Annotated in this window: 9 protein-coding genes; 7 read left to right on the forward strand and 2 right to left on the reverse strand. The window is 60.6% G+C overall.

From position 1 onward, the window contains the following. The first annotated feature begins 80 nt into the window (after positions 1-80). A complete protein-coding gene (gene bfr, locus ACJA3S_RS02500; RefSeq protein ID WP_084857331.1) occupies positions 81-545 on the forward strand; it encodes a bacterioferritin in 465 nt (154 codons plus the stop codon). A gap of 136 nt (positions 546-681) precedes the next feature. On the opposite strand, the gene uvrA is transcribed toward bfr, so the two are convergent. After that, a complete protein-coding gene (uvrA, locus tag ACJA3S_RS02505) occupies positions 682-3,516 on the reverse strand; it encodes an excinuclease ABC subunit UvrA (protein ID WP_406820729.1) in 2,835 nt (944 codons plus the stop codon). A 129-nt stretch (positions 3,517-3,645) separates the two neighbouring features. Here uvrA and ACJA3S_RS02510 point away from each other — a divergent pair, with 129 nt between their 5' ends. The 3 genes from ACJA3S_RS02510 to ACJA3S_RS02520 all read left to right on the forward strand — a co-directional run bounded on the left by ACJA3S_RS02510 (position 3,646) and on the right by ACJA3S_RS02520 (position 7,082). Further along, positions 3,646-5,040 carry an MFS transporter gene (locus ACJA3S_RS02510; protein WP_406820730.1) on the forward strand — a complete coding sequence of 465 codons (1,395 nt, stop codon included), beginning with the start codon at positions 3,646-3,648 and terminating at the stop codon, positions 5,038-5,040. 9 nt (positions 5,041-5,049) lie between these two features. Further along, complete coding sequence (locus ACJA3S_RS02515; RefSeq protein WP_170027998.1) at positions 5,050-5,589, forward strand: single-stranded DNA-binding protein; 540 nt, start codon at positions 5,050-5,052, stop codon at positions 5,587-5,589. Positions 5,590-6,215: 626 nt separating this feature from the next. After that, positions 6,216-7,082 (forward strand): EamA family transporter, encoded by an 867-nt coding sequence (locus ACJA3S_RS02520; protein ID WP_406820731.1) that lies wholly within the window; start codon positions 6,216-6,218, stop codon positions 7,080-7,082. A 188-nt stretch (positions 7,083-7,270) separates the two neighbouring features. On the opposite strand, the gene ACJA3S_RS02525 is transcribed toward ACJA3S_RS02520, so the two are convergent. Further along, entirely contained in the window at positions 7,271-8,671 is a 1,401-nt protein-coding gene (locus ACJA3S_RS02525; RefSeq protein ID WP_406820732.1) for a PLP-dependent aminotransferase family protein, read from the reverse strand. A 413-nt stretch (positions 8,672-9,084) separates the two neighbouring features. Between ACJA3S_RS02525 and ACJA3S_RS02530 the strand changes: the two genes are divergently transcribed. Genes ACJA3S_RS02530 through ACJA3S_RS02540 form a run of 3 tightly spaced genes read left to right on the forward strand, consistent with a single transcriptional unit; the run spans position 9,085 to position 11,712 of the window. Further along, positions 9,085-10,110: a TauD/TfdA family dioxygenase gene (locus ACJA3S_RS02530; RefSeq protein WP_406820733.1), complete on the forward strand. Its 1,026-nt coding sequence runs from the start codon at positions 9,085-9,087 to the stop codon at positions 10,108-10,110. Positions 10,111-10,141: 31 nt separating this feature from the next. Further along, complete coding sequence (locus ACJA3S_RS02535; protein ID WP_170028002.1) at positions 10,142-10,927, forward strand: TSUP family transporter; 786 nt, start codon at positions 10,142-10,144, stop codon at positions 10,925-10,927. Between the two features lie 23 nt (positions 10,928-10,950). Then, positions 10,951-11,712, forward strand: coding sequence for an SDR family NAD(P)-dependent oxidoreductase (locus ACJA3S_RS02540; RefSeq protein WP_406820734.1), 762 nt, complete (start codon positions 10,951-10,953; stop codon positions 11,710-11,712). Positions 11,713-11,785: the final 73 nt, after the last annotated feature.

Here is an 11,785-nt window from a genome sequence, read left to right on the forward strand (position 1 = left end):
TTGCGCATTTTTCAGTGACCGCAAGTAAAAGCTGGTTCACACTATGGGCAATAGACGTTTTCACATGGAGAAGCAGGGCGATGCAAGGCCACCCGGACGTAATCAACTACCTCGTCACGCTGTTGAAGGGCGAACTGGCTGCGCGCGACCAGTACTTCATTCACTCGCGTATGTATGAAGATTGGGGCCTGTCCAAGCTCTATGAGCGCATCAACCACGAGATGGAAGAGGAGACGCAGCACGCCGATGCCCTGATGCGTCGTATCCTCATGCTCGAAGGCACACCTGACATGCGCGCGGATGACCTGGAAGTGGGCAGCACCGTGCCGGAAATGATCGAAGCTGATCTCAAGCTCGAGTACAAGGTGCGTGCCGCGTTATGCAAAGGTATCGAACTGTGTGAGCTGCACAAGGATTACGTCAGCCGTGACATCTTGCGCGCGCAGCTGGCTGACACCGAAGAAGACCACACCTATTGGCTGGAGAAGCAGCAGGGGCTGATCAAGGCCATTGGCCTCGAGAACTACTTGCAGTCGCAGATGTAAATAGATGCTGGGGGCTGCTTTGCAGCCCTTCGCGACACAAGGCCGCTCCTGCAGCCGACCGCATTTATCCGAGGATAATGCGGTCGGCTGCAGGAGCGGCCTCGTGTTGATAGGGGCGCAAAGCGCCCCATTTGCCTCAAGCGCGATCCCGCTCCAGAAGCGGTTTCAGGTAATGCCCGGTATAGGACTGCTTCATCTCGCTGAGTTCTTCCGGTGTGCCACAGGCAATGATCTGTCCACCTTTCGAGCCACCCTCCGGCCCAAGGTCCACCAGCCAGTCCGCAGTCTTGATCACATCCAGGTTGTGCTCGATCACCACCACGGTATTGCCGTGGTCGCGCAGGCGATGCAGCACGTCCAGCAACTGCTGGATATCGGCAAAGTGCAGGCCTGTGGTCGGCTCGTCGAGAATGTAGAGGGTCTTGCCGGTATCACGCTTGGACAGCTCGCGCGACAGTTTCACCCGCTGTGCCTCGCCACCCGACAACGTGGTCGCCGACTGCCCCAGCTTGATGTAGGACAGCCCGACGTCCATCAACGTCTGTAGCTTGCGCGCGAGCGCTGGTACCGCGTCGAAGAACTCGCGGGCATCCTCGATGGTCATTTCCAGCACTTCGTGGATGTTCTTGCCCTTGTACTTGATCTCCAGCGTTTCGCGGTTGTAGCGCTTGCTCTTGCACACGTCGCACGGCACGTAGATGTCCGGCAGGAAGTGCATCTCCACCTTGATCAGGCCATCGCCCTGGCAGGCCTCGCAACGGCCGCCCTTGACGTTGAACGAGAACCGCCCGGGGCCATAACCGCGCGAGCGCGATTCCGGAACGCCGGAGAACAGCTCGCGGATGGGCGTGAAGATGCCGGTATAGGTTGCCGGGTTCGAACGAGGAGTGCGGCCGATCGGGCTCTGATCGATATCCACCACCTTGTCCAGGTGCTGCAGGCCATCCATGCTGCTGTGCGGCGCAGCCTCCAGGCTGCTTGCGCCATTCAGGGCGGTGGCGGCCAGCGGGAACAGCGTGTTGTTGATGAGCGTCGACTTGCCCGAACCGGACACCCCGGTCACGCAGGTCAGCAGGCCGATCGGGATTTCCAGGTCGACGTTTTGCAGGTTGTTGCCACGCGCGCCCTTGAGCTTGAGTTGCAGCTTCTTGTTGCGCGGCGTGCGCTTGGCCGGCACGACGATCTTCTTGCGCCCGGACAGGTACTTGCCGGTCAGCGAGTCGGGGTGGGCCATGACTTCCTGTGGCGTGCCCTCGGCGACGATCTTGCCGCCATGTACGCCGGCACCGGGGCCGATGTCCACGACGTAGTCGGCCAGGCGGATGGCGTCCTCGTCGTGTTCCACCACGATCACTGTATTGCCCAGGTCGCGCAGGTGATTGAGGGTGGCCAGCAGGCGGTCGTTGTCGCGTTGGTGAAGGCCGATGGACGGCTCGTCGAGGATGTACATCACCCCCACCAGGCCGGCGCCGATCTGGCTGGCCAGGCGGATTCGCTGTGCCTCGCCACCGGACAGGGTATCGGCGCTGCGGTCGAGGGTGAGGTAGTCGAGGCCGACGTTGACCAGGAATTGCAGGCGCTCGCAGATTTCCTTGAGGATCTTCGCGGCGATTTCGCCACGGCGACCGGTCAGGGTCAGGGCGCCGAAATAGTTGCTGGCTTCACCGATCGGCAGGTTGGTCACCGCTGGCAGGGTCTTCTCACCCACCCACACATGGCGCGCTTCGCGGCGCAGGCGAGTACCGCGGCAATCCGGGCAGGGCTGGGTGCCGAGGTACTTGGCCAGCTCTTCACGCACGGTGGCCGACTCGGTTTCGCGATAGCGCCGTTCCAGGTTCGGCACGATGCCTTCGAACGGGTGCGAGCGCTTGACGATGTCGCCCCGGTCGTTGAGGTACTTGAAGTCGACACTCTGCTTGCCGCTGCCCTGCAGGATCACCTTCTGGTGTTCTGCCGAGAGCTCGCCGAACGGCTCTTCCAGGCTGAAGCCATAATGCGCAGCCAGCGAACCGAGCATCTGGAAGTAGTACACGTTGCGCCGGTCCCAGCCGCGGATCGCACCTTCGGCCAGGGTGAGCTCGGCATTGACCAGGCGCTTGGTGTCGAAGAACTGCTTGACCCCCAGGCCATCGCAAGTCGGGCAGGCACCGGCAGGGTTGTTGAAGGAGAACAGCTTCGGCTCCAGCTCGCTGATGGCGTGGCCACAGACCGGGCAGGCGAAGCGTGCGGAGAAGATCGTCTCTTCGCCCGGTTCATCGTCCATCGGCGCCACCAGGGCGATGCCGTCGGCCAGTTTCAGCGCGGTTTCGAACGACTCGGCCAGGCGCTGTTGCAGGTCGGCACGTACCTTGAAGCGGTCGACTACCACATCGATGCTGTGCTTTTTCTGCTTGTCCAGCTTGGGTAGCTCATCGAGTTCGTAGAGCTTGCCGTTGACGCGTGCGCGGACAAAGCCTTGCGCACGCAGCTCGTCGAATACTGCCAGGTGTTCGCCCTTGCGCTCGCGAACCACCGGGGCCAGCAGCATCAGCTTGCTGCCTTCCGGGCGCTCCAGCACCAGGTCGACCATCTGGCTGATCGTTTGCGCCTCCAGCGGAATATCGTGGTCCGGGCAACGCGGGGTACCGACGCGGGCATACAACAGGCGCAGGTAGTCGTAGATTTCGGTGATGGTGCCGACCGTGGAACGGGGGTTGTGCGAGGTCGACTTCTGCTCGATGGAAATGGCCGGCGACAGGCCTTCGATGGTGTCGACGTCGGGCTTTTCCATCATCGACAGGAACTGCCGGGCATAGGCCGAGAGCGATTCCACGTAGCGCCGCTGGCCTTCGGCGTAGAGGGTGTCGAACGCCAGGGATGACTTGCCCGAACCGGACAGGCCGGTGATCACGATCAGCTTGTCCCGGGGCAGGGTCAGGTCGATGTTTTTCAGGTTGTGGGTGCGTGCCCCACGAATCAGGATCTTGTCCACTGCGGCCTCGCTCGGCGGGCATAAACAAGGAAGTATACGGCGCGCTGCCAGTACGCGGCAAAGCGTCGCGTAGATGCCGTCAAGCTGTCGGACTGATAGAATCGCCGCCGGTTCACACGAGATTAATCCATGCACGACACCCACAACGAGCGCATGAGTGGCGGCGAAACCCGCGCCGCTGGCGGCCTGGCCCTGGTCTTTGCCTTTCGTATGCTGGGCATGTTCATGGTCTTGCCGGTGCTGGCCACCTACGGCATGGACCTGGCCGGTGCCACCCCTGCACTGATCGGCCTGGCCATTGGTGCCTATGGCCTCACCCAGGCCATATTGCAGATCCCGTTCGGGATGATTTCCGACCGCATCGGCCGTCGGCCGGTGATTTACCTGGGTTTGGTGATCTTTGCCCTGGGCAGTGTCCTGGCGGCCCAGGCCGACTCCATCTGGGGGGTGATCGCCGGGCGTATCCTGCAGGGGGCCGGGGCGATTTCCGCTGCGGTCATGGCGCTGCTGTCCGACCTTACCCGCGAGCAACACCGGACCAAGGCCATGGCCATGATCGGCATGAGCATTGGCCTTTCGTTTGCCGTCGCCATGGTCGTTGGCCCGTTACTGACAAGTGCCTTTGGCTTGTCAGGATTGTTCCTGGCCACGGCAGGACTTGCCCTGGTGGGTATCCTGCTGATCGCCTTTGTCGTGCCCAATACCCATAGCATCCTGCAGCACCGCGAGTCGGGCGTGGCCCGCCAGGCGATCGGCCCGACCCTGCGCCATCCGGACCTTCTGCGCCTGGATGCGGGCATTTTCATCCTGCATGCCATTCTCATGGCCAGCTTCGTCGCGCTGCCACTGGCCTTTGTCGAGCGCGGCGGCCTGCCCAAGGAGCAACACTGGTGGGTATACCTGACCGCGCTGTTCATCTCATTTTTTGCAATGGTCCCGTTCATCATCTACGGCGAAAAGAAGCGCAAGATGAAACGCGTGTTGGCCGGCGCGGTGAGTGTCCTGCTGCTGACGGAGATATACTTCTGGGAGTGGGCTGACGGTTTGCGCGGACTGGTGGTTGGCACCGTGGTATTCTTTACTGCATTCAACCTGCTGGAGGCATCGCTGCCTTCGCTGGTGAGCAAGGTGTCGCCTGCAGGTGGCAAGGGAACGGCGATGGGGGTCTACTCCACCAGCCAGTTCCTCGGCGCTGCCCTGGGAGGAATCCTCGGTGGCTGGTTGTTCCAGCACGGCGGGCTGAACATGGTGTTCCTCGGTTGTGCGGTGCTGTGTGCCATCTGGTTGGTCGTCGCCTTGCGCATGAACGAGCCGCCCTATGTGACCAGCCTGCGCATGCCGCTGACGCCAGAGGCAGTCCGGGAAGCCGGCCTGACCGAGCGCCTGATGGCCGTGCCGGGTGTGACCGACGCCGTTGTGGTGGCAGATGAAGCCGCCATCTATATCAAACTGGATACGAAAATTTTGGACCGTACGACCCTCGAGCGCCTGGTGAACCCGGCCTCTTCGGCGTGCGAAGCCTAGGAGAACGTTATGGCCCGTGGGGTTAACAAAGTCATTCTGGTCGGTACCTGTGGCCAGGATCCCGAAGTCCGCTACCTGCCCAACGGTAACGCCGTGACCAACCTGAGCCTGGCTACCAGCGAGCAGTGGACCGACAAGCAGTCGGGCCAGAAGGTCGAGCGTACCGAATGGCACCGTGTGTCGCTGTTCGGCAAGGTTGCCGAAATCGCCGGCGAGTACCTGCGCAAGGGTTCGCAGTGCTACATCGAAGGCAAGCTGCAGACCCGTGAATGGGAAAAAGACGGTATCAAGCGCTACACCACCGAGATCATCGTCGACATCAACGGCACCATGCAGCTGCTCGGCGGTCGTCCGCAGGGCCAGCAGCAGGGCGGTGACCCGTACAATCAAGCTGGCGGCAACTATGGCGGTGGCCAGCAGCAGTACAACCAGGCCCCACGCCAGCAGGCCCCGCGCCCGCAACAGGCTCCGCAGCGCCCGGCGCCGCAGCAGCCAGCGCCGCAACCGGCAGCTGACTTCGACAGCTTCGATGACGATATTCCGTTCTAATCAGAGCGGTTAAGCCTCTTGCAAGACCAAAACCCAGGGCAAATGCTCTGGGTTTTTTTTAGGAGAAAACCCAGGTACTGCTGTGTGGGCTTCCCGGAAAAAGAAAGCGGCGCAGTATAGGCGCAGCTTCGCCGATGTTGCGGAAAACCCCAATTCCATTACGACAGTCGACTGAGTCGGAAAAGTGCCTGGTAGAAGTTACGTGTTGCATATGGTTCTAGGAAGTTCTTACCTTGGCTGTAAGCGGTTTCTGAACTTCTACTGGAGGACACTTTTTCTGCCTGGATCGCTTAATATCCACCACTTTCGGCGGGGTGGAACGAGCAAAGCACCTGGGGATATCTAATGCGGCCGCTTTACTGATCCTGCCCTGATCCAACTTAAGCTCGGTCTGATTGCAATAACCGGAAGGTTGATGATGGCCTGGGCGAGAAGCAGCGCGATGAACGCTCTATTCGTCGGAAAGATTTCTTGTTTCCTGTTACAAATTTGTAACGGAAGGCGGGCGAGGTATTAGTCGAATGAGTACGTCCGGCCTTTGCAAGATATCAAGTTTTCACTGATTAGTTCGTGCGCGCTTACTTGCTGGTCTGCCGCATTTTCCAGGTGTCTAAAGGAGTCTAAGCATGGACGTCATCATGGGTTTGGTAGCAGCTGTATTGTGGGGCTCAGCGGATTTCCTGATAGGAATAAACGCCCGGGCTGTTGGAATCCGCCGTGCTGTTTTTTTTGGACAGCTATTAGGACTGCTATTGATGGGCCTGATCGTCTCTATAGCGGCCGGTCAGTTGGAGAAGGTACTAGTGGCGCCTGCCAGCGCGTTGCTACTCGGTGGCGCTGCGGCGCTTTGCACAGTATTGGGTGCTCTTTCACTATCCAAGGCTTTTGCCACTGGTAACACAGCACTCGTGGCCCCGATAGTGACCTCCTATGGAATTTTTACCACGTTACTGGCCTGGCTGGGCGGTGATGAATTGTCACCTTGGCAGTTTGTAGGCTTGCTGACCTGTTTCCTTGGTGTGCTGTTAGCCAGTAGCGCTAGCAAGGCAAGCGAGCAGGGGCGCTTCATGAGCCGCTTGCCGATAGGTTTCGCTTTGTTGGCGGCGGCGCTCTACGGCTTTAGTTTCTGGCTTCAAGGGAAGTTTGTACTACCATCGCTTGGCCCAGTGAACATGTTGGCGTTGGGGTACGCAGTTGGAGTGGTCTTCCTCATTCGGGAGGCACTAAAGTTGCTGAGGAGCTGGTCGAAAATCAGCGCGGGGACTTGTGCATCATTGTGCGGCGCCAGCCTGTGTAACCTAGGTGGCTTTTCTGCCTTTTCCTGGGGAGCACTCAATGGTTCGATTTCCATTGTCACTGTGATCAGTACGCTGTCGGGTGGTATCGCTGCGATACTTGGCTTTCTCTTCTATCGGGAGCGTTTGTCTTGTCTTCAGATGGTGGGCGTGAGCATGGTTCTTGCGGGTGCCGTTCTGCTCCACCTTTTTGGGTGACACTGGCCGAGTTCGTCTGTGACTGCTGCAGTGAGTTCACCGACGCATTGGCGGTAAGTGGGCTTTTGTGCTGCAGCATTATCCCGAAGGCAGTGCAGCACTTGTAATTAAATGGACTCAGCCACCTGTTGCGAGTGAACGCCAAGCGCCCCCAAAGAATGGGAATCCCATTCCGTTACAAGGACTGCTCAATAGAACAACCGCGGTTCCGGCGAGTCCAGCAAGCTGACCAACTTGGTCAGGGCAAACCCCAGTTCTTCGCGCTTGGGCGCCATCAAGGCGATACGCACCCCGCAGGTGGCACGGCTGCGTTCTGGCAGGAACTGGCTGCCGCTGACGACCGTCACGCCGTTGTTGCGCGCCAGGTTGGCAAATTCGTCGCTGGTCCACGGTTCCGGTAGTTCCAGCCAGATGTGGAAGCTGTTCGGCTGGCTGCGGATCTTGTACCTGCCAAGAATTTCCCGCGCCATTTGCTGGCGCGCCGCTGCCTCGTCCTGCTGAACCCGCACCAGTTGGTCGGCCATGCCGCTGTTGATCAGGTTGCTGGCCAGTTGCGCCATCAGTGGCGATGGCATCCAGACGCTGCTGCGGACCATCGACGATAACCGCGAAAGGGTTTGCGGCGGGGCGTACAGATAACCGATGCGCAGTGCCGGCAGCACACTCTTGGACAGGCTCGTGAGATAGACCGAGCGCTCGGGTGCATACGCAGCCAATGGCTGGTAGTCCGCAGCAGGCTCGAGGAAACCATAGATATCGTCATCGACGATGAAAAGGTCGAACTCACGGGCGATCTCGGCGATGGCCTGGCGCCGGGCATGGGGCATGATCGAGTTGGTCGGGTTCTGGTGGGTGGTCACGCACACCAGCAGCGACGGGCGGTGCTCCAGGCAGGCTGCGCGCAATGCCTCGGGAATCAGGCCGTGCTCGTCCATGGCCACGCCGCGCAGGCGACGGCCCATGCTGTGGGCCAGGGAGATGATGCCCGGGTAGCAGAACGACTCGCACAGCACCACATCGTCGCTTTTCGACAGGCTGCTGATGGCCACCAGCAAGCCGTGCTGGGCTCCTGAAGTCAGCACCACCTGTTGCCAGCGTGCCTCTGGCAGCCAGCGCTGGATCCAGCTTGCACCGGCTTGCTTGTGGGTGGCGTGGCCGCCCTCGGTGACGTAGTCGAGCACCTGTGCCAGGCCGGGCGACGCGGCCAGTTCGTTGATGGCGCCGCGCAGCCAGTCGGTCATGTGGGCATCGTTGGGCTTGATGATCGAAAGGTCGATCTGGCCACTTTGACGCTCCGCAGGTGCTGGCTGCGGTGCAACGCTTGGTGCAGGGGCAGCGCTCTGTACCGGCCGCTGCGGCAGCACGAAGGTGCCGCGCCCCACTTCGCCTACCACCAGGCCACGCTTGGCGGCTTCGTCGTAGGCTCGGCCGATGGTGCCTGGGGTGACATTCAGGGTTTCGGCCAAGTCCTTGAGTGTCGGCAGGCGCTCGCCGGGCATAAGCCTGCCGCTGCCGATGTCTTGCTCCAACGCGTCGGCGATCATCAGGTAGACCGGCTGTGCCAGGTCGCTGTAGTGAGGAACCCACATAGAAATGGCACCCAGAAAATGCGATAGCGCGGAAGCCTAGCACGAAAGCCCCAATGGGAGTAATTCTGTTTTTGTGTAGGTAAATTGCACCGATTGCGTTGCAGGGAGAAGGCACGCCCCAAGCAAGCCCGTTCCAGGTCCATCCCAGGCAAAAATAGAAATCTTTTGAAATCAATAACTTGATTAAATCGATTCAATCGGTCATTTGGTTCTGAAAGAAATAAATTGAATCGACGATATTTTTGAAATTACAATGATTGAGTCGATGCAATGTGCAGGCGCCATGATGGCTCGCCTGCTTGGCCATCGCACAGCTGTGAACGGTTTAACAAAACAACGTCTGAAGCCGCTTCTGCCCGGCTTGGAACGACACCGAACGGCTTCGCGCCTGCTCAATGGAATACCAGTTCGAAATGGAAAGCGCACATCTGCAACAAGGGGCCGAGCCTCAGACCTCCCTCGAGATCCGCCTGCCCTGGGTCATCTCCAGTGCCTGGCAAACCCTGCTGAACAATACCCCGCTCGATTTCGAGACGAGCAAGGAACTCTATCCGCAACTCAAGGACCAGGCCGAGGACGTGCTGGGCAACGCGCTTTGCCAACAAATCCGCAGTTTCGTCGAAACACCGCACCTCACCAGCATGATCGTGCGCAACTGCCCACGGGACCGTGATATTCCGCCCACGCCCTATTCGGGGGTGCTCAGTCCGCGCAGCACACCTATCGCCTGCCTGGTCAGCCTGACCATGCAGAGCCTGATGGGGATCCACCCGGTCGTCTACGAGGGAGAGAATGACGGCCGTCTGTTTCGCCATGTCATTCCATCGCGCAGCTCGTCCAGCCACAAGAGTTCACATGGCTCGCGCCTGCGCTTTTCCTACCATGTGGACAACCCGGACCTGCCGCTCTCCAGCGAACCTCTCGGTGCCGCGTCCTGCTGCCCGGAGTACCTGTCCTTCTTCGGCATGCGCTGCGACCCGCGCATCAGCACCACCCTGGTCAACCTCGATGCGGTGATCGCCGCGCTGTCGCCATCGACGGTGCGTGAGCTTTGCCTGCCGCAGTTCGAAATCCGCCGCCCGGACTCATTTGCCAGCAACCGTCGTCGTACGGCCGAACTGCCGGTGCTGGCGCGTGGCCACACAGGGGAGTGGTTGTGCCGCTTCGACAGCGAGAACACCCACGGCCTCAACCTGCGCGCCGAGCAAGCCTTGGGCAACCTGCGCAGTGTGCTGGAAAGCCGCCGCTTCGATGAGCCGCACCTGCTGCTGCCAGGCGATTTCATGGTGTTCAAGAACCAACGCGTGCTGCACGCCCGCGATGGCTTCGAGCCGCAGAACGACGGTGCCGACCGCTGGTTGTTGCGCGTGTTCGCGGTCAACGACCTGAGCCGCGTGCATTTCGCCCGGGCCGACCATCTCTACGAAGTTCTCTCCTGATCCCTTTTACTGACTCGATGGAAGTATTGCTATGGAACTGTTAGGCGCTTTCTGGGCGGAACACTGGTTACTCGCCATCCTCATGCTCGGCGCAATCGCCTTTGTCGCGGGCTTCGTCGACAGTATCGCCGGGGGCGGCGGGTTGTTCCTGGTGCCGGGCTTCCTGCTGGTCGGCATGCCACCGCAAGTGGCCCTCGGCCAGGAAAAACTGGTGAGCACCCTCGGCACATTGGCTGCTATCCGCAACTTCCTGGCCAACAGCAGGATGGTCTGGCAGGTGGCGCTGGTCGGCGTGCCGTTCTCGCTGCTCGGAGCCTACCTGGGGGCGCACCTGATCGTGTCGATCTCCCAGGAGACCGTAGGCAAGATCATCCTGGCGCTGATTCCGTTCGGCATCCTCATCTTCCTCACACCGAAGGATCGCCCAGTCGAGGAGCGCGAGCTGTCGTCGCGCATGCTGTTCACCGTGGTCCCGCTGACCTGCCTGGCCATCGGTTTCTATGACGGCTTCTTCGGCCCTGGTACCGGCAGCATGTTCATCATCGCCTTCCACTACCTGCTGCGCATGGACCTGGTTTCCAGTTCGGCCAACTCCAAGACCTTCAACTTCGCGTCCAACATCGGTGCTCTGGTGGCCTTTGTCATGGCCGGCAAGGTCGTGTACCTGCTGGCGCTGCCACTGGTGGCCTGCAACATCCTGGGTAACCACCTGGGTAGCGCACTGGCCCTGCGCAAGGGCAACGAAGTGGTGCGCAAGGCGCTGGTGTTCTCGATGCTCTGCCTGTTCACCAGCCTCGGCGTGAAGTACCTGGCCTGACCCATCCCATTAGGAGACAACTGATGAAAACCGCATTCGTAACCGGCGCTTCCGCAGGCTTTGGCCGTGCCATCTGCCGCACGCTGGTCGGCAAGGGCTATCGCGTGATCGGCGGTGCCCGGCGCATGGATAAACTGCAGTCGCTGGAAGCCGAACTGGGGGTCAACTTCATCCCGCTGGCGCTGGACGTCACCGACCCTGCCTCGATCGCGGCCGCGATGGCGCAGATTCAGGACGCATCGCTGCACATCGACCTGCTGGTCAACAACGCCGGGCTGGCGCTGGGCGTAGACCGTGCCCAGGCCAGCAGTGCGGAAAACTGGCAGCGCATGATCGACACCAACATCACCGGCCTGGCCATGGTCACGCACAAGATCCTGCCGCAGATGGTCGAGGCCGACAGTGGCATGATCATCAACATCGGTTCCATCGCCGGCACCTATCCCTACCCAGGCGGTAACGTCTATGGCGCCAGCAAGGCCTTCGTCCGCCAGTTCAGCCTCAACCTGCGTGCCGACCTGGCCGGTACCCGGGTGCGGGTGAGCAACATCGAGCCGGGGCTGTGCTCGGGCACTGATTTCTCGGTGGTGCGCCTCAATGGTGACCTGGAGGCCGTGCAGGCCCTGTACCGTGATGTACAGGCCATTCTGCCCGAGGACATTGCCGCCACGGTGGCATGGATTGCAGAGCAACCGGGGCATGTGAACATCAATACCGTCGAGATCATGCCGGTGGCGCAGAGCAGCGCCGCGCTGAATGTGGTGCGCAACCTGCCGCGTTGTTGATCAGCCGGTGGGGGATGGCACCGGCCAGGTCAGCAAACAAGGCGGCAGCTGACCCAGGTCATCGCACCTTCTC

It is taken from the genome of Pseudomonas sp. KnCO4 (assembly GCF_045344305.1).
Taxonomy (GTDB): Bacteria; Pseudomonadota; Gammaproteobacteria; order Pseudomonadales; family Pseudomonadaceae; genus Aquipseudomonas; species Aquipseudomonas anuradhapurensis.

Coding starts and splice junctions, on each gene's coding strand:
- ACJA3S_RS02510 (WP_406820730.1), top strand. CDS start 3,646: ATGCACGACACCCACAACGAGCGCATGAGTGGCGGCGAAACCCGCGCC.
- ACJA3S_RS02525 (WP_406820732.1), bottom strand. CDS start 8,671: ATGTGGGTTCCTCACTACAGCGACCTGGCACAGCCGGTCTACCTGATG.
- ACJA3S_RS02530 (WP_406820733.1), top strand. CDS start 9,085: ATGGAAAGCGCACATCTGCAACAAGGGGCCGAGCCTCAGACCTCCCTC.
- ACJA3S_RS02520 (WP_406820731.1), top strand. CDS start 6,216: ATGGACGTCATCATGGGTTTGGTAGCAGCTGTATTGTGGGGCTCAGCG.
- ACJA3S_RS02540 (WP_406820734.1), top strand. CDS start 10,951: ATGAAAACCGCATTCGTAACCGGCGCTTCCGCAGGCTTTGGCCGTGCC.
- ACJA3S_RS02515 (WP_170027998.1), top strand. CDS start 5,050: ATGGCCCGTGGGGTTAACAAAGTCATTCTGGTCGGTACCTGTGGCCAG.
- bfr (WP_084857331.1), top strand. CDS start 81: ATGCAAGGCCACCCGGACGTAATCAACTACCTCGTCACGCTGTTGAAG.
- ACJA3S_RS02535 (WP_170028002.1), top strand. CDS start 10,142: ATGGAACTGTTAGGCGCTTTCTGGGCGGAACACTGGTTACTCGCCATC.